General features: G+C 55.6%; 17 protein-coding genes and 1 tRNA gene. 11 read left to right on the top strand and 7 right to left on the bottom strand.

The annotated features are described in order from the left end of the window. Window positions 1-180 precede the first annotated feature (180 nt). Both A0U92_RS12435 and A0U92_RS12430 read left to right on the top strand, forming a co-directional pair. A complete protein-coding gene (locus tag A0U92_RS12435; RefSeq protein ID WP_408736083.1) occupies window positions 181-2967 on the top strand; it encodes a glycosyltransferase in 2787 nt (928 codons plus the stop codon). Window positions 2968-3042: 75 nt separating this feature from the next. Next, complete coding sequence (locus A0U92_RS12430; RefSeq protein ID WP_077813498.1) at window positions 3043-4230, top strand: ATP-grasp domain-containing protein; 1188 nt, start codon at window positions 3043-3045, stop codon at window positions 4228-4230. Window positions 4231-4234: 4 nt separating this feature from the next. On the opposite strand, the gene A0U92_RS12425 is transcribed toward A0U92_RS12430, so the two are convergent. Next, the gene (locus A0U92_RS12425) at window positions 4235-5095 is read right to left on the bottom strand and encodes a rhamnan synthesis F family protein (protein WP_077813497.1); all 861 of its coding nucleotides are present in this window, start codon (window positions 5093-5095) and stop codon (window positions 4235-4237) included. A gap of 245 nt (window positions 5096-5340) precedes the next feature. Here A0U92_RS12425 and A0U92_RS12420 point away from each other — a divergent pair, with 245 nt between their 5' ends. Continuing rightward, window positions 5341-5610, top strand: a complete 270-nt coding sequence (locus A0U92_RS12420; protein WP_010666022.1) for an HU family DNA-binding protein — start codon at window positions 5341-5343, stop codon at window positions 5608-5610. 44 nt (window positions 5611-5654) lie between these two features. Here A0U92_RS12420 and A0U92_RS12415 read toward each other — a convergent pair. The 5 genes from A0U92_RS12415 to A0U92_RS12395 all read right to left on the bottom strand — a co-directional run bounded on the left by A0U92_RS12415 (window position 5655) and on the right by A0U92_RS12395 (window position 8318). Then, window positions 5655-5729 (bottom strand) — tRNA-Gln (locus tag A0U92_RS12415). A gap of 60 nt (window positions 5730-5789) precedes the next feature. Next, window positions 5790-6452, bottom strand: a complete 663-nt coding sequence (locus A0U92_RS12410) for a TetR/AcrR family transcriptional regulator (RefSeq protein WP_077814435.1) — start codon at window positions 6450-6452, stop codon at window positions 5790-5792. A gap of 33 nt (window positions 6453-6485) precedes the next feature. Then, the gene (proC, locus tag A0U92_RS12405; RefSeq protein ID WP_077813496.1) at window positions 6486-7313 is read right to left on the bottom strand and encodes a pyrroline-5-carboxylate reductase; all 828 of its coding nucleotides are present in this window, start codon (window positions 7311-7313) and stop codon (window positions 6486-6488) included. Further along, window positions 7313-7816 (bottom strand): type III secretion system chaperone family protein, encoded by a 504-nt coding sequence (locus A0U92_RS12400; protein WP_077814434.1) that lies wholly within the window; start codon window positions 7814-7816, stop codon window positions 7313-7315. Before A0U92_RS12400 ends, proC begins: the two co-directional genes overlap by 1 nt. Window positions 7817-7982: 166 nt before the next feature. After that, window positions 7983-8318: an accessory factor UbiK family protein gene (locus A0U92_RS12395; protein ID WP_077813495.1), complete on the bottom strand. Its 336-nt coding sequence runs from the start codon at window positions 8316-8318 to the stop codon at window positions 7983-7985. A gap of 135 nt (window positions 8319-8453) precedes the next feature. On the opposite strand from A0U92_RS12395, the gene rfaD reads away from it, so the two are divergent. From rfaD to A0U92_RS12355, 8 genes are all read left to right on the top strand, one after another. Next, the gene (gene rfaD / locus A0U92_RS12390; RefSeq protein ID WP_077814433.1) at window positions 8454-9437 is read left to right on the top strand and encodes an ADP-glyceromanno-heptose 6-epimerase; all 984 of its coding nucleotides are present in this window, start codon (window positions 8454-8456) and stop codon (window positions 9435-9437) included. A gap of 48 nt (window positions 9438-9485) precedes the next feature. Then, window positions 9486-10319, top strand: a complete 834-nt coding sequence (lgt, locus tag A0U92_RS12385) for a prolipoprotein diacylglyceryl transferase (protein WP_077813494.1) — start codon at window positions 9486-9488, stop codon at window positions 10317-10319. A gap of 78 nt (window positions 10320-10397) precedes the next feature. Further along, on the top strand, window positions 10398-11399 hold the full coding sequence (locus tag A0U92_RS12380) for a class I SAM-dependent methyltransferase (protein ID WP_077814432.1): 1002 nt from the start codon (window positions 10398-10400) through the stop codon (window positions 11397-11399). Beyond that, window positions 11396-12196: a peptidoglycan editing factor PgeF gene (gene pgeF, locus A0U92_RS12375; RefSeq protein WP_077813493.1), complete on the top strand. Its 801-nt coding sequence runs from the start codon at window positions 11396-11398 to the stop codon at window positions 12194-12196. Before A0U92_RS12380 ends, pgeF begins: the two co-directional genes overlap by 4 nt. Further along, window positions 12196-13125 carry a hypothetical protein gene (locus A0U92_RS12370; protein WP_077813492.1) on the top strand — a complete coding sequence of 310 codons (930 nt, stop codon included), beginning with the start codon at window positions 12196-12198 and terminating at the stop codon, window positions 13123-13125. Before pgeF ends, A0U92_RS12370 begins: the two co-directional genes overlap by 1 nt. Window positions 13126-13169: 44 nt before the next feature. After that, entirely contained in the window at window positions 13170-13745 is a 576-nt protein-coding gene (locus A0U92_RS12365; protein ID WP_077813491.1) for a cob(I)yrinic acid a,c-diamide adenosyltransferase, read from the top strand. A gap of 310 nt (window positions 13746-14055) precedes the next feature. Beyond that, the gene (locus A0U92_RS12360; protein ID WP_077813490.1) at window positions 14056-14700 is read left to right on the top strand and encodes a hypothetical protein; all 645 of its coding nucleotides are present in this window, start codon (window positions 14056-14058) and stop codon (window positions 14698-14700) included. Then, window positions 14685-15176 carry a hypothetical protein gene (locus A0U92_RS12355; RefSeq protein WP_077813489.1) on the top strand — a complete coding sequence of 164 codons (492 nt, stop codon included), beginning with the start codon at window positions 14685-14687 and terminating at the stop codon, window positions 15174-15176. Before A0U92_RS12360 ends, A0U92_RS12355 begins: the two co-directional genes overlap by 16 nt. A gap of 753 nt (window positions 15177-15929) precedes the next feature. On the opposite strand, the gene A0U92_RS12350 is transcribed toward A0U92_RS12355, so the two are convergent. Continuing rightward, window positions 15930-16502, bottom strand: coding sequence for a DUF4142 domain-containing protein (locus tag A0U92_RS12350; RefSeq protein WP_236748127.1), 573 nt, complete (start codon window positions 16500-16502; stop codon window positions 15930-15932). Window positions 16503-16645 lie beyond the last annotated feature (143 nt).

Raw genomic sequence — 16645 nt, 5'->3', positions numbered from 1 at the left:
AAAAGAGAGCCGGACCTGAAAGGGTCCGGCTTTTTTTTGTCCAAGCTATAGCATTTTATCCCGCATTCGCATTTGATCCCTTTGCGAAGATATGATGTGTCGCATTTCGTATCGCACCAGGTTCGATGTGTTAAACAAGATTGATCATTTGATATCTCGTAAGAAAGCGACCGGATTATCGTGACTGAAAAATCACCCCAGGAAATTCTCGAGAAACGCCTGCGTCATACCGAGTCGTTGCTGGAATGTTATAGAGGAGCGGCTTTTCTCCATAGTGTGAGAGCGGATGTGAACGCATCGGATGCGGCACACGTGCGCCACCTTCTCTATAAATGGAATAAAAGCTATCTGTCCGTTGTCGGACGGGTTCTGCGTGGCGGATGGTTGCTCGCGCATGGACAGACCATTGAAGGGCGTTCTCTCAAGCATACCATCCAGAGAGCCCGCGAGATTGCTGAAAAAGACGGCGTAAGGAGCCTTTATGTCCGTGTGAAAAGGCGTCTGGACTCACGTCTTGAGCGTCGAGTGAGAAGAAAGAAAAAGCCTGCTAAAAACACGGGAACATCACCCGTTGCTGCGGAAAAATCCGCAAATCCTTACAGGCAGACGGTGCCGTCCGCGCGCGAGCTTGGTCTGACCCCTAAGGTGCTTATTATTGCTGAATTAAGTATTCCTCAATGCGCGAAATACCGGGTGTGGCAAAAGAAAGAAGAGCTGGAACTGCTGGGCTGGGAAGTTGAAGTTATAAACTGGCATGACCCGCAGAGCGCCTTATCCTCGATGCAGACAAGCTGGGAGGTTATTTTCTATCGCGTGCCGGCAGTATCTGTCATTTCGACGCTGATTAAAGAGGCAAAACGCTTTGGTCTTGCTCCCTGGTGGGAAGTCGATGATCTGATTTTTGATCTCGAACTTTATGGTCAGAACAGCAATCTTCTCTCTCTGAGTAAATCCGAGCAGGAAGGTCTGCTTGAAGGGGCTCAGCTTTATCGGGACTGTCTGCAGCTTTGTGGGCGGGGTATCGCTTCGACTCGTGTTCTCAGTGAAATCATGCTGAGGGCAGGTGTCAGGGACGTTTGCATCATTGAGAATGCTCTGGACGGCGAAACCCTGCGTATAGCCGAACAATTACTTGTACAGGAAAAAACTTCCCGGAAAAACGATGAGGTCGTTATTGTTTACGGCTCCGGGACACGCACGCACGACAAGGATTTCGTAGAATGTGCAGCAGGACTGGCTGCCGCCATGGACGCAGAGCCACGGCTGCTCCTGAGGATTATCGGGGAACTCACATTGCCCGAGGATTTCCTGAGATTTGGCTCGCGTGTGGAGTATCTGGAGGGGCGTGATTATGCAGGCTATATGGCTGTTCTCGCCGGAGCCGATATCGCCATAGCACCCCTTGAGCCGTCGATTTTCAATGATGCTAAAAGTAATATCAAGTTTCTCGAAGCTGCCATCCTCCAACTCCCGTCTGTCTGCTCTCCCTGCGATACATTCCGGGTTGTCGTTGAGGATGGTAAAAACGGATTTCTTGCGAAAGATGAAGCAGACTGGTGTGATGCGCTTCTGACGCTTGCCCGTGATGAAGACCTGCGTGAGCGTATCGGGCTTCAGGCCCGGCAGGATGTTCTGGAGCGTTACCTGCCTGAGGCGATAGCGCAGCAGCAGGTTGCTATACAGTTTCCTTCGCCTGAGCGCCGGGAAACAGACCGTCTGCGCGTGATGTCAGTCAATATCTTCTTCAAACCGCGGTCTTTCGGCGGGGCCACGCTTGTGGCGGAGGAAATGGCTACACATCTGTCGAATGCTGACACTGACGTCGCCATATTTACGTCCTGCGAACCGATCGGCGAACTGTTCTCTTCGTCACTCCGGTATGAAACTGGCGGGCTGCCTGTTGTGGCGTCACCCTTGTCCATGAACATTGATCCGATTGCAGGACTCGATAGTCCCCGTTGCACGGCTCAGTTTACGTCATGGTTGAAGGCGTTTCGACCCGATGTCGTGCATTTTCATTCCATACAGGGGCTTGGGCTGGGAATGCTGCAGGTTTGTGTGGAAGAAGGCGTGCCGTTTGTCGTGACGCTTCATGATGCCTGGTGGCTGTGTGAGCGCCAGTTCATGGTCAAGCCGAACGGTCGTTACTGTTTCCAGCGCCACATCGATCTCAAGGTCTGTCGGTCCTGTTTGCCGGGCGCCATTCACCTCGAGGTGCGGCAGGACATGATGCTTTCGATGCTGAGGGAAGCTTCGCTTCTGCTGGCTCCGAGCGAATCCCATCGCGCTCTTTATCTGGCCAACGGATTTGACCCGGCACAGGTGAAAGTAAATAAAAACGGTTTCAGTTGGCCAAAAGCGCCACGTCAGCGCCGTCAGCCAAAGACGCCGATGCGATTTGGTTTTGTTGGTGGACAGGAAGCCGTAAAGGGCTTCCCTCTGGTGCGTGAAGTGTTCGAAGGCCTTGAAAGTTCCGACTGGGAACTGGTGCTGATTGATAACACGCTCAATCTCGGATTTGCCTCAATGGATGTGTCCGGCTGGAAGGTGAAGGGTAAAATTTCCATCCAGCCTGCCTATGGGGATGCTACACGTGATGCGTTCTTTAATTCCATCGATGTGCTGCTGTTCCCTTCGCAGTGGATGGAAAGTTACGGTCTGACGGTGCGTGAAGCCCTTTCCCGGGATGTTTGGGTTATTTCCACCGCACCTGGTGGTCAGGCGGAAGATATCGTGGATGGGGTCAATGGCACGCTGATTCCTCTGGATGGTCGGCCCGAGTCCCTGCAATCGGCGGTTGAAGGAATTCTGGCGCGGGCTGATATGCTGGATGCTTATGTGAACCCGATGAAAGGTGTTTTGCCGAATTTTGAAGGTCAGGCAGAGGAACTGAAGCAGTTTCTTCAGTCTGTGGTCCATCAGGATTCCGTTTGGCGGCATGGATCAGGATCACCGTGCTGCCAATGAGTGGATGATCAGAGGCGACTGATAATGTCGAGTGAATTTACTCTCCGTTGAGGGGAGGCCAATTACATTCGACCCATGCTTGATCTTGCCGAATTCTCCAATGATCCACTGATTGCCCGCGATAGCCTGCTCATCTGGCTGAAAACGGCCTCAACTGCGGGGGAGCGGGCGAAACTGCATTACCGTCTGTGGGAAATGTGTCAGGTCTGCGGAGACGAGGCTGCTGCTCTGCGGCATCTTGATGCTGCGATGCTGCTGGACCCTGTGCAGCGACCGGACAAGCCGGACGGTGAAGCCAGACGGCGTATTGTTGTCCTGAATGTGCCGGGCTCATTTCAGGCCAATGCGCCCATTCCCATGCTGCTGGATGATAATACGGCCATTTATACAATGTGGATTGCGGGTGTGCCGGGCAAGCGGGAAGAGCTTGTGGAGACAGTGAAAAAGCTGCGGCCGGACGCGGTGCTTCTCGCGATGGGTGAGGACACCCGTCAGACGACCGCCATCCTTGAAGCGGAAGCAATTGCCAGGGATTCAGGTGTGGCAGTTCTGAATGGTGGGGGACGCATCATGCGGGTGGCTCGCTCGATGGTCCCTGAACTTCTGGCCGATATTCCGGGCCTGCTGGTGCCGTCCTGTAGCGTGGTGTGCGCGCCTTTTGACAGACTTCCGGCTTTTCCGTTGCTGGTCAGGCCGGTTTCGTCTCATGCGGGGAATAGTCTGGCGCGTATCGATGATCGCACAGCTTTTGATCGCTACACTCATGAGACCGGCGCGTCGGGGTATTATTACGCGACGCAGTTTGTCGACTATATCAGTAAAGATGATCTCTACAGAAAATACAGGGTCGTCTTTGTTGAAGGCGTGCCTTATCCGGTTCATCTGGCGATCCATAATGACTGGGCCATCTGGTATTATAACGCGAAAATGGAGCTGTTTCCTGAGAGACGAGCGGAAGAAGCGCGTTTCATGCAGGCTATTACAGAGGTTTTTTCGCCCTCGGTAATGGAGGCGCTTTATGCGATTCCGGCGCGTATCGGACTGGATTATTTCGGACTGGATTTTGGCGTCATGCAGGACGGAACGCTGGTTGTTTTTGAGATCGAGACCGCGATGATTGTGCATGACCGTGATTCTGACGATATTTTTCCGTATAAAAGCGCCTGTATCACACGGATCAGGCACGCTTTTGAAGGCATGATCGACAAGTGCGCCCATGCGGGAATAGCTGTGGGAAAAGATGGAGTCCATATCACTAACTGACCGATTAGGTGGATTTTCCTGTAATCTGCTCGACAAGATTGTAGAACAGGCGGCCTTTCAGATTGATTTGTGGTCGATTGGGGCGTGCAGGATTCTGCTTCAGGTATTCTTCAATCCAGCTCGTCTGAAAAGCGCTCTGTGCCGGAAGTGCGTCTTTCCAGTGCCTGACTGATGCAAGTCGAAAAGGATTATCCCGGAGCAGTTCGGTTTTGATAAATGGCACGCTTTTCGTTCGCAAAAGATGCCGCCAGTGCGAATGCATTACATTGGTTTTTTTTATTGATCTGGACAGGAAGCTTTTTCTGTCGCTCCAGACGGCATCTGTTCTGAGCTTTTCCATGCGGCAGGCTACCGCGAGACCAAGCTCACCGTGCCATATCAATTCTTCCCGTGTCATCTGTGTGAAATCCTGAAGAAGAACCCGCTGGACGGCTGGTGCATGGAAGCTATTGCGTTCGAAACATATAAACCAGGACTGGAGGTGAGGCAGTACATCCAGAGATTCAATAATGCCCCAGACATCGGTCTCCTTCTGTTCCATGCGTGCAAAAAGGGTCGAGAGGGGAGCGAACGGGCCAAAAACACTATCATTCACCAGCAGGACCCGGGATGCCTGTCTGGTGCAGCCCTGCAAAATCAGATCTTTCCAGGCCCCGAAATCATGACCCATATTGGGGCGGGGCCAGGGTGTTACAGAGTTGTTCTGGCAGAAATCCAGAGTGGCGGCCGGGATATCGGCGTAGCCTGACAGAGCGAGATGAACAGTGAAACCACAGGAGGTCAGTTCGGATAAGTAATAAGCAGTATGAGCGGGAATATGACCTGTCGGAGCGTATGAGGCAAAGAGGCAGATGGAGTCTGGCACGGATATGATCCTCACACGAAAATGCAAGCCTGATATGTCTGATGGCCGTTGTAAATCGTGACGTCGAAGCTACGGAATGAGCTTTTCTTTCGATTTTTTATGGCGAGTTGGGGTTTTTCGGTATTTTTTTCTGGTTTCTTTAAAATGTCCACGCTAATAACCGCCTTATTGGCCAGTGGCATTTGATGGACAGTAATGATCCATGCCGCTGGCCTTGGTAAGCATCCCAGGAGCGTGAGTGGTCCATGAGTAAAGCTTTTATTGCTGCGGTCATCCAGGATTCGATCAATTGCACAGGGGTGGCCGCAAATAAGGCTGCTGCTGATCTTATGGATGCAATTGTGAAGGAACTGAAACGGGATGGTGGTTTTACACTTCCGTCTTTCGGTACATTTACAGTCAAGAAGACCAAGGCCCGCAAGGCTCTCAACCCGCGTACGGGTGAGCCGGTCAAGGTCAAGGCTGGCAAGACTGTACGTTTCAAGGCAAGCCCGAACCTGAAAAAGGCTGTCTGAAGAAGATTCTGGTATGGCGGGCTGCGAACCGTCATGCCGCTTTCTGGCTGGGGTGGGAGGGATCGAACCTCCGTATGGCGGAATCAAAATCCGCTGCCTTACCGCTTGGCTACACCCCATAAGCAGGTCGTGCAGCCGTTCTAATCTGGCTCCACGTCTGCGTAAAGAGTGATTTTGTCTTATTTCCCGTCCTGAAAATCATTGAAACCGGCATCGCTGGCTTCGGATGTCAGGAGATTTGACGTCTCATCAGCGTCTGGCTCAGACGACAGGTTTGACGCATTGCGGAAAAGCCCCATTCTCTCCGCACGATCCAGCCCGGACTCAAGGGCGATCATCGTCAGTCCGAGATCTTCGCTCTCATCTTTTTCCCATGAGCGAAGAGCATATGTCCACAAGGCGACAACACCCTGAACCCGCAGAATCCCTTCAATACCACTGGTCTGTATGCCAGCAGCGCCAGCAATCCAGCGCATGCTGTCAACCGTGGCGGCGCCCAGAATAAGGGTGACCAGAGGATCGAAGGGCAGGGTTTTCAAAACGGAAAGCACGCCGGGACGATATTGCTGGAAAACATCGAAACGCCGCATCATCAGGTCGAAGAGCATTTCCCGTGAGGTTCCCAGTGAACCATCGTCGATCAGCGCGGAGCGGTCCGCCAGTTGCCCCAGCAGCAGCAGGATGGATGTCTTGAAGGGATAACGGCACCGAACCTCGCCAATATCCAGACCGGCATGCCGGGCGATCTCTGGCATGGATACACTGCCCCAGCCCTTGCTGGCGGCGAGGGACATCGCAGCTTCAAGCAGGGTGGAGTCGAACTGGTCGTCTTCTTCTTCCATCGGCATTGGAAAGGCTCTTGATTTCAGAGAGGGTCAGGAAGCGAGCTCGCGCGCGCGCCGGGCGGCGGCTGCGACGGCTTCGGGGATGGCGGACGGCCAGTTTGCCGGAGCGTTGAGCACGGCTAGGGCGGCGGCTGTGGTGCCTCCGGGGCTGGTCACGCGGCGGCGGAGTTCGGCGGCGTCTTCAGGACTGTGATCAAGCAATGCTCCTGCGCCGGAAACCGTCTTGCGGGCCAGTATGCGGGCGACATCAGCCGACAGACCAAGTCCGGCGGCGGCTTCTTCCAGCAATTCTGCGAGGAGAAAGACATAGGCCGGACCACTGCCGGAAATGGCTGTGACCGCATTGATCTGATCTTCTTCCGGAACCCAGACGGTTGCACCGACAGCCGAAAGAAGCCTGTCACAGAGTTTTTCCTGACGATCCGTGACATCAGGAGCCTTGTAGAGTCCCGTCATGCCTTGCCCGATGGAACAGGGGGTGTTGGGCATGGCGCGCACGATGGCAGGCGTTGCGTCCGGCGCTTTGCCGCGAAGGCAGCCGGCGATCGAACCTGCGGTCAGGCCAGCCATGACGGATACGAAGACGGCGCGGGCAGCGATATCGGGACGCAGCGTTGCGAGTTCTTCCATGACCGGGACGGCTTTCTGCGGCTTGACCGCCAGAATCACCGCCTCAGGCATGAAATCTCCAGGGATTTTCGACAATTCACGCACAGTGGTGTGCGGTGCGGCCACGCCATCACGGTGACGATCCATGACAACAGAGGGAGCAAGGCCGTTTCCGATCCAGGCTTCCAGAAGAGCCCCTCCCATCTGGCCGCATCCAACCAGAAGAAGGGGAGGGAGAGGCGCTGTCATCAGGCTTCGCCCATACAGTCGAGCATGGCGGCTTCAAGAGCTTCAGTCGGAGCCTTGCCACCCCAGAGGACGAACTGGAAAGCGGGATAAAACCGCTCGCATTCGGTGATGGCGATGTCCACCATGTCCTCAAGACTCTCCATGGAAGCGCCCGGCGCGCCGCGTAGCAGAACGGCATGGCGGAACATGGGTGTGCCGCTTTCGACATCAAGCGCGAAGTGACCGATCCAGAGCCGTTCATTAGCCAGGGCGATCAGTTCGAAAAGAGCTTTCCGCTGTGGCTCAGGTACTTTTAAATCGAAGGTGCAAGTGAAGTGCATGGCGCTGAGTTCGGCCGACCATGAGAAATACAGGCCGTAATCGCACCATTTGCCGGGTGCTTCAGCCGCCATCTCGGATGAATTGCGCCGATCAAACGCCCATTCATAGCCACAGACGATCTGTTCCATCAGATCGATCGGGTTGGAATTGGGAGTGGAGGTGGTCATCGTCAGAGCGGGCATTCTGGCCTCCCAAGCCATGAAACGCTTCCCCGTTACAGGGTGGTTTCGTCTGCGAATCAATGGCGAGCGATCACTCGACTCGCCACGTTTTTCAGCCTATGGACCCGTGCCGTTCCCGGCAAGATCGACTGTGACTGTTTTTGTGACACTCCGACCTGATTTTACCTCAGTTCGGGAAAGCAGTGCTGTCTCCGCTCCAGCCGGAACTCTGGTCATCATGGCCAGAGCCAACTGGAGCCGTGCTTGTTTCCTCAAGCTCGGCGACGCGTTTTTCCAGTGCGGTGATGCGCTGTTCGGCTTCTTCACCGGCCATGCGGGCGTTGGCGGCGAGTTCCTTCACGACCTCGAATTCCTCGCGGCGTACGACCTGTAACTGGCCGAGGACTTCGTCAACACGAGAGCGTACCAGCGCGTTGATTTCTTCCTTCACGCCGGCAAAGGCAGAGATCGCGCCACCGGCAACACCGGCTAGGTCGTCAAAAATACGCGGTCTGTCAGCCATTCCGGTGCTCCTCGGTGTGGCAGGGCTGTTCGGGCCAGCCCTGTTGTGAAGTTTTACTTATAAGCGTTGAAAGAGGATTAATCCAACCCACGCCCTCTGTCCTCTGTGCATGCTCATCGTTATAAGGCTGAATTCATGATTATCGTCACCGGCGGCGCCGGATTCATCGGATCGTGCCTGGTCGCCTCGCTCTGCGCGCGCGGACTGGACGTCGTGGTTGTCGACCGTCTGCGGGACGGAGAGAAATGGCGCAACCTGCGTCGCCATATTCCTGTCCGCGTCGTTGGGCCGGAAGACCTTGAAGGGCTTCTGAATGACGACACGCTCAAGTTTGAAGCCGTCTTTCATATGGGGGCGATCAGCACGACGACGGCCCGTGACGGCGACCTCGTCTGGCATACGAACGTTTCTCTCTCCGAGAGGCTCTGGTCATGGTGTGCGCAGCAGGGCGTCCGGTTCTTCTACGCTTCGTCCGCCGCGACCTATGGTGCGGCCGATCAGGTCGCTCTGTTCTCCGATGATCCCGCTCTCCTTCCCACGCTCGAACCCCTGAATCTCTACGGCTGGTCGAAACAGGCGTTCGATCTGAACGTGATGCGGGCTCTTGAGCAGGCCAGGGCTCGTCCTCCGCAATGGGCTGGCCTGAAGTTCTTCAATGTTTACGGCCCGAACGAATATCACAAGGGGAACATGATTTCCGTAGTCAAGGTGAAGTACGACGAGGTGCGGCTGGGTCATCCCGCCCGGCTCTTCCGTTCGGATCGCGCGGACATCGCCGACGGCCAGCAGAAGCGTGACTTCATCTGGGTTGGTGACGTGGTGAAAGTCATGCTCTGGCTGTATGACAATCCGGGCGTCAACGGACTCTTCAATTGCGGCACGGGCGAAGCCCGGACCTATCTCGATCTGGCCCATGCCGTCTGTGACGCCGCCGGTGTAAAGCGGGCCGTCGATTATATCGACATGCCGGAAAGCCTGCGCGGGCAGTATCAGTCCTTTACGCAGGCGGATATGTCGCGGCTGCGCGCTGCCGGCTATACCGCTCCCTTCACCAGTCTCGAAGATGGCGTTCTCCGGTATGTCCGGGATCATCTCTCGAAGGCGGACCCCTATCTCTGAACCCTATTCACCATCCCGTTCAGGGCTGGATATCAGGAAAGTTCCCGCATGCTGCCCGTGCTCATGTTCCCGCAGTTCGACCCGGTGCTCGTCCATCTCGGGCCGCTTGCGATCCGCTGGTATGCACTGGCCTATATCGCGGGCATCGTCATCGGTATCCAGATTCTCAAAAGGCTGGTGACCTGGCGGCCGCGTGTCGCAACTCCGGAACTGGCTGATGATTTCCTCGTCTGGGTTACGTTGGGCGTCGTGATCGGCGGTCGGATGGGCTACGTGCTGTTTTATCAGCCGGGCAGCTTTCTCGCGCACCCGGCCCAGATCTTCGCCGTCTGGCAGGGTGGCATGTCTTTCCATGGCGGCGCTATCGGCGTCATTGTGGCGATGCTGCTGTTCTGCCGCCGTTATAGGTTGAAGTTCCTGGCTTTCGCCGATCGTGTGACGACCATCGTGCCGATCGGGCTCGGCTTTGGAAGAATAGCGAACTTCATCAATGGTGAACTGTGGGGCCGCTATGCCGATCCGCGCCTGCCATGGGCGATGGTTTTTCCTGATACGGACGGCCATCCACGCCATCCGTCGCAGATTTATGAAGCCCTGACCGAAGGACTTCTGCTGTTTCTCATTCTGCTGCTCGCATCGCGCAGGCAGGAGTTGCGCGACCGACCCGGCTTTCTGGCCGGTCTGTTTCTGGTGGGGTACGGATGCGCCCGTATTTTCTGCGAGTGCTTCCGCGAGCCGGATGCGTTTCTCGGTTATTTCTCTTTTGGTGTCACCATGGGACAGATCCTGAGCATTCCCATGATTCTGGCCGGTGTGCTCCTCATGCTGCACGCCTTCCGTGCGCCGGTTTATGCGGGACTGCCCATCAGGGAACAGGAATAGCGTGTGAGCGCGCCGGGTCCGCAACGGAATGAGCAGTTGCTCCATGGGGAGGCACCGGGTGAGCGGCTGGACGCGTTCATGGGACGCGCGAATGCCGCTTATTACGCCCGGCTCGACCCGTTTGCGGATTTTGTGACAGCACCGGAAATTTCGCAGATCTTTGGCGAAGTGCTGGGTGCGTGGTGTGTGGTGGTCCTGCGCAGCCTGCCAATCCCTCCGGGTTCGCCGGTGAGGCTGGTGGAGGCTGGTCCCGGTCGCGGGACACTGATGGCGGACATGCTGCGGGTCTTTGCCCGTCTTGCGCCGGAGTGTCTGTCCGGACTGTCCGTGCATCTGATCGAGACTTCCCCGCGTCTGCGTGAGGCGCAGAAGGTCGCGTTGGCAAAATGCGCGGTGACTGTCTGCTGGCATGACGCCCTGTCCGACGTTCCGTCAGGTCCGACGATTCTGGTCGCGAATGAATTTCTCGATGCGCTGCCCATCCGGCAGTTTGTGCGAACCGGGGCAGGCTGGCAGGAGCGGTTTGTTCAGGCGGGTCAATGGAGTTTGCGGGAATGCTCGGATGTGCCGCCCGAAGTGACGACGCGTGGAGCCGGTATCGGTGATGTTGTCGAAATTTCGCCCGTTTCTGCTGGTTTTGTGCGCGACGTGGCGGACAGGCTGTGCAAAACCTCCGGTGTGGCCTTGTTTATTGATTACGGCACCGCCGCATCCTGTGTGGGAGAGTCCCTGCAGGCCCTGCGGCAGGGACGACCGGTTTCGGCGCTCGTCGAAGCCGGCACGGCGGATGTGACGGCGCATGTCGATTTTGCAGCGATGGCGCGGGCTGCGGAAGCTGCGGGGGCTGTGTGTTGTGGGCCGGTGGGACAGGGCGAACTGCTGCGGGCCCTTGGCGCCGTGCAGCGGGCCGAGGCTCTGTGCCGGAGTGCGCCTGAGCAGGCGGGAATGATCCGGTCCGGGCTGGACAGGCTGATCGGCCCGGACCGGATGGGACGTTTGTTTAAAGCTTTGACGGTAGCATCGCCGGACGTCACGGTTGTGCCGGGATTTTCGGAAAAAATAGCGGGAGAACAGCAATGAGCGCTGGGCTTGTGCCGGACTCGGTTGTGCAGAGTCCTTATCTGTCCTTTGTGCGACATGGATTTTTCACGCGCATCGGCGGGGTTTCAGAAGGGCCTTACGCCAGCCTGAACTGTTCGACCCGATCGCAGGACGACCCAGCCTCTGTGACGGAAAACCGCTGTCGTGTCGCAGGGTTTTTTGGTCTCCCGAATGAATCGCTTCTGGGAACGACGCAGGTTCATGGCGATGGGGTCATCACTGTTACCGAACCATGGAAGCCCGGCGAAGGCGCGCAGGCGGATGCGATGGTGACTGCCCGTCCTGATGTGGCGTTGGGGGTTATCACGGCGGATTGTGGACCCGTCCTGTTTGCTTCGAAGGATGGAACAATCGTGGGCGCGGCTCATGCCGGCTGGCGTGGGGCTGTTGGCGGCGTGCTGGAGGCGACGGTAAGCGCGATGGCGGCGCTCGGCGCGTCGGCGCAGGAAATCGTGGCGGTCGTCGGTCCCTGTATTGCACAGGTGAGTTATGAAGTCGGGCCTGACATGCGTGATGCGGCGCTGGCGGCGGATGCCCAGGCTGAAACGTTTTTCGTGACGGGTCAGAGGGAAGGGTATTTTCACTTCGACCTGGCCGGGTATTGCGTGGATCGCCTGCGCCGCGCGGGGGTGACAGCCGTGGCGTCCGTGGGGCTGGACACGCTTGGGGACGAGCGACGTTTCTTCAGTCATCGACGGCGCACTCTGGCGGGAGGCGGTCCGATCGGGCACCAGATATCGGTGATTGCAGCAGGAAGTGGAACGGAACAGGGCTGATGAAACGGATTTTTTCGACACTTCTTCCGCTTTCGGTGACCTGTCTGCTAACCGGCTGTCTCTCGGTGCCTCACCCATTCGCTCATAACGGGCAGGGCGCGAAAGGGGGCATGGCAACGGCTCCGACATCCCGTCTCGATATTCCCTTGCCCGCGGACAGGACACTCAGTCCTGAGGGTGAAAAACTCTGGGCCGCGGAGGTGACGCAGGCGCTTCTCGACCAGTCGATCCCAGCCATGGCGCAGCCTGTCCGGCGGGGGGACTGGTGGGTGAAGCTGCATACCGAGCAGCGTGGCGACGTCGTTGTGCCTCTCTATTCCCTGATGACGCCTCAGGGCGCTGTTCGGGCGACACAGGAAGGGCCGGGTATTCCGGCTGCGACATGGGCGGCGGCTGATCCGCTGGTGCTGCGCGGAGCGGCACAGCAGGGAGGCGGGCAGATTGTCAGCATTCTCACCGGTGTCATGGCGGAGGATATGGAAGAGGACCCGAAGAGTCTGAAGCACCGGGGTGCACGGATTTTCTTCCAGGGTGTGAGCGGCGCGCCGGGTGATGGAAATATTTCACTGGCGCGTGCTTTTGTGGTGTCATTCAAAGGTATGAAAGATTCGGTGCAGACATCGCGGACCGATGCGGACTTTACTGTGGCGACGACTGTCCATCTGACGGATGGACCAGCCGGCTCACGTGATCATCCGCAGCAGAATATCCGGATCGACTGGCGTGTGACTGACAAGGATAACAAGGAAGTCGGCATCGCCACGCAGCTTCACGATATTCCGGCCCACTCCATGGATGGTATGTGGGGAGATATCGCCATGGCGGCCGCGGAAGAGGCGGTCGGCGCGGTCGAGGAAATGATCACGCGCTATTCAAGCCGGGATGCGCAGCCGATACCGAAGCCCAAAGCAGCGGAAAAAAGCAGATAGAAGTCCATTTCAGAAAAAACTCCAGCAAGGAAAGTGAAACACGCATGTCAGTCAGAATAGACAGAGTTGTCACGCGGGGCGGTGACAAGGGGCAGACTTCACTCGGAGATGGAACGCGGCTGAGCAAGGCGGCGCTCCATGTCGAGGCGATCGGTGTGCTGGATGAGGCCAATACCGCTGTTGGCGCCTTGCGGAGCCATGTGTCCGATGCCGCCCTGTCAAAGCGGTTGATGGCTGTTCAGAACCTGTTGTTCGATATGGGCGGGGATCTCTGCATGCCTGATGGCAGCAGGCACGCTAAACGTCTGACGGACAGCGTCATCGCACCGCTGGAAGCCGAGATTGAAAGAGTGCGTGCGCTTCAGGCGCCTCTGACCAGCTTTGTCCTGCCTGGTGGCTCGGTGCCCGCCGCCTGGGCGCATATTGCCCGTACGGCAGTCAGGAAGGCGGAACGGGCAGTTGTAGCGCTTTCTGAACAAACAACGATCAATCCTGTTCTTGTTCCATTATTGAACAGACTTTCAGATTACTTTTTTGTTCTTGGACGTCATCTCAATGATGATGGCAGGCAGGATGTGCTCTGGCAGCCCGGAGCGTCTTTGTTTGCTGAGCCGCTCTGATTGCATGGTTTCTGGTTGTTTGTATCTGGTTGTTACTGAATTTCTCGTCTGACGAACATGAACGCTTTCATGACAAAAAGAATATCTGCTGGTTTCTTGTAGTAGTGAAAGCTTCGTGCTACCTGTCAGTTCAATCTCGTAAAAGATGATTGTCGGCTGGGCTCTGTCCGGCGAAATCCCACAGATCATGGCGACAGTCAGAGTGACATCTGGTGATCCGTCACGTCAGCGGTTTCTGTTTTTACAGAGCTGGTTTTGCTGGCGGCCGGAATGACTGAAATTTGAAAGAATACTGGTGGATAGTGGATTATTGAAAAGGTCCTCTCAGGCCGACTTCCTGGAGGACAACCGTACTGATCATGATGCTGATGAAGCGGCACTGCGGGCATTGAACCGTATGGGGTCTCACAAGGCGAACCCAGGCGTCTCAGGCAGTAATGCGCCGCGGCAGAATGACCAGCAGCTTCGGCTCCAGCCTCGTGCCGGGCAGGATGCAGCAGGACAGTTTCGCAAGCGTCGCTTTGTGCGCGATGGAGATGTGCAGGTTGAGCACAATCCGTTTTCGCGACCTGCTGCACGCACGGCGCCAGCCCATTCGGGTGACAGCGAGACGAAACTCAACAATCGTGCATTTGAAGCCGAACGGCGCGCACGTGGTGATGCTGAGCGTCAGGTGCAGGAACTCGAAACGCATCAGCGTTCTCTCGAGACCCGATTGGGGCATGCGCAGGTTCTGGTTGCAGAGCTGAAGCAGAGTCTCGAGGCGCGTGAGACGGAACTGGCCACGCTGAGAAAGGAACTGGCTGGAGAGCAGTTGATGCTGAAGCAGGCGCATGCCGAAATCAGCAATCTGCGTCAGCAGGTTCGCGCTATGTCGTCGAAAAAAACTGCGATTCAGGTTGAGGCGGAAGGAGATGAAGAAGGGCAGAAGCCTGTGAAGTGGTGGAAAGACTGACCACCACTTCTTCTTCGGTTCACAGGAAAGACCGACTGGGATTGCTGCGTGCGATTGTCGTGCTCTCCTGTGCCTGCGTGATCGCCGTTCTGCTGGTGCCAGATCTGATTTCAGGTTTTTTGATCCTGCTTCAGAGTATTATGGAAGCGTTGTTTCTGCCTTTTCGGCTGCTGTTCAATCTTGCCGTGTGGCTGACAACGGGACGACAGATCAGTGATGCTGTCACCAGTGTAGGGCATGCCATTCCGCCCCGTCATTTTTCCAGCGTTCTGTATCATAATTATGGACCGGCAATGCTGGTGGTTGTCGGGTTACTGTTGCTTGTTCTGGCAACTGGTCGCCGGGAACCATGGCTTTTCTGGCCGTGCTTTCTGCTGCATGCACTGGCAGCTTTTATGGCAGGATTTCCTGCAGCTGTTCTTTTGCTGCTCGCCCTGATTGCGGAAATTTCCATGTTTTGGGAGGTCCGGCGCTGAAAAGATTGTTTGGGAAGATTTCCAGAGAATTTTTCTTTAAATGATGTAGGAATTTTCGCAAAGCAAACCATCGGGAAATCTTGTGATTAATACTCGATTATCCAATAAAATAAATTCTTTCTGATCGTTTCTCATATTTGTTGCATGTGGTTTCAATGTCGGATGAGACGTTTCGTCTTACGCGTGATGCGGGCCATGCGCCCTCTTTGCTCGGGTGCCCACATTCAGAGTTTGAATCCTGTGTTCTCCTGTCTTGAAAACCCGACATATCGAATTACCAAAAGAGCGCTGGATATGAAACGGACAAGTGTAATCTGCGAGAGGCATGAATTGATAAAACATATCTGGAGGCAATAAACTTTCTTGTTTTAAGTCGTGAGATGGCCCTGTCAGCAGGGGTGGTTTTGACAGCTTTGGCGTTGGTTTCGTGCCATCGTCATGAATGATTTTACGAGAATTTTATGCAAACATCTCGAAAACATATTTTATTAGATATTTATACAGGTAATGATCGCCCATGTTTTGACGTAAAAATAGCAGAATCTGTAAGAAGCCTCGAAGAGGAATGCTGATGGTGTTGTATGAATGTAAAGACATTGTGAGTAAAAGAAGAATTATTTGAAAAATTGACGGGTCGTCATCGAAGAATTTCGGGATAGATGCGCGGCATGATCAGATATCAAAAATCACAGTATCTGAAAAATTCTCCCGAAACCGTACTGCCTTCGGGAGAAGTGTCATGTTTCACTGCTCTCAGTGTTTATGAGCCTGACGTTTGCCGCGATACACTCCGGGATGACCTTTGTGGCCTTTCAGAGCTTCGGCTGCTTCGAGATGAGCCTGCGCTGTTTTCTGGAAATCAGTAGCAAAGCTTTTCAGATCAGCGTCTGATGTCGTGGTTGCCTCGTGGTCTGCGAGTTTTACCGCGTTGCTGTGGGTTTCGATGGTATTGGCGATGTAGCCCTTATCGAACTTAGCGTCTCTGACACCACCAAGTGTTGTAATGATTTTCTGATCATCAGCATTGGGCTCGGTCGGCAGGGTGATGCCGTGCGCGGACGCAATGGTGGTCAGACGGTCTTCGGCGCTTGTATGTTCACTGATCGCATGCTGCGCGTAATTCTTCACACCGGCTGTGCCCGCGTTGGTCAGAGCGATCTTTCCAAGCGCGACTTCCGTGAGGTTGGATTCCGCCACAGTCTGCACGAATGTGGTGTCTGCCGCGGAAAGGGAAGACGGCGTCGGCGGAGCTGGCGGAGGCGACGCCGAACATGCGGCGAGGCCGCCAAGGGCTGCAACGGCAGTTATTTTTTTGATGATATTCATGACTTTACTCTTTTGTTACGGGTTTCCCCGATGGCGGAGCCGGGGCTGTCAGAGGCTTGTTTCTTGCGGGTTCTTCTTCTCGCGGTTACCACGGCGCTCATGATTTGAATAATCATGGAAATTGTAGCGGGCGGGAAGCCAAA

This window comes from Acetobacter aceti (genome assembly GCF_002005445.1).
In the GTDB taxonomy this organism is placed as follows: Bacteria; Pseudomonadota; Alphaproteobacteria; order Acetobacterales; family Acetobacteraceae; genus Acetobacter; species Acetobacter aceti_B.
Note: the sequence above shows the minus strand (reverse complement) of the source record. Positions and strands in the feature narration are given on the sequence as shown.

What these genes read in the sequence shown, in the direction of transcription:
- lgt (WP_077813494.1), top strand. Translation starts at nt 9,486, where the DNA reads ATGCTGCCCGTGCTCATGTTCCCGCAGTTCGACCCGGTGCTCGTCCAT.
- A0U92_RS12365 (WP_077813491.1), top strand. Translation starts at nt 13,170, where the DNA reads ATGTCAGTCAGAATAGACAGAGTTGTCACGCGGGGCGGTGACAAGGGG.
- pgeF (WP_077813493.1), top strand. Translation starts at nt 11,396, where the DNA reads ATGAGCGCTGGGCTTGTGCCGGACTCGGTTGTGCAGAGTCCTTATCTG.
- A0U92_RS12400 (WP_077814434.1), bottom strand. Translation starts at nt 7,816, where the DNA reads ATGCCCGCTCTGACGATGACCACCTCCACTCCCAATTCCAACCCGATC.
- A0U92_RS12395 (WP_077813495.1), bottom strand. Translation starts at nt 8,318, where the DNA reads ATGGCTGACAGACCGCGTATTTTTGACGACCTAGCCGGTGTTGCCGGT.
- A0U92_RS12380 (WP_077814432.1), top strand. Translation starts at nt 10,398, where the DNA reads ATGGGACGCGCGAATGCCGCTTATTACGCCCGGCTCGACCCGTTTGCG.
- rfaD (WP_077814433.1), top strand. Translation starts at nt 8,454, where the DNA reads ATGATTATCGTCACCGGCGGCGCCGGATTCATCGGATCGTGCCTGGTC.
- A0U92_RS12370 (WP_077813492.1), top strand. Translation starts at nt 12,196, where the DNA reads ATGAAACGGATTTTTTCGACACTTCTTCCGCTTTCGGTGACCTGTCTG.
- A0U92_RS12430 (WP_077813498.1), top strand. Translation starts at nt 3,043, where the DNA reads ATGCTTGATCTTGCCGAATTCTCCAATGATCCACTGATTGCCCGCGAT.
- A0U92_RS12350 (WP_236748127.1), bottom strand. Translation starts at nt 16,502, where the DNA reads ATGAATATCATCAAAAAAATAACTGCCGTTGCAGCCCTTGGCGGCCTC.
- proC (WP_077813496.1), bottom strand. Translation starts at nt 7,313, where the DNA reads ATGACAGCGCCTCTCCCTCCCCTTCTTCTGGTTGGATGCGGCCAGATG.
- A0U92_RS12420 (WP_010666022.1), top strand. Translation starts at nt 5,341, where the DNA reads ATGAGTAAAGCTTTTATTGCTGCGGTCATCCAGGATTCGATCAATTGC.
- A0U92_RS12410 (WP_077814435.1), bottom strand. Translation starts at nt 6,452, where the DNA reads ATGGAAGAAGAAGACGACCAGTTCGACTCCACCCTGCTTGAAGCTGCG.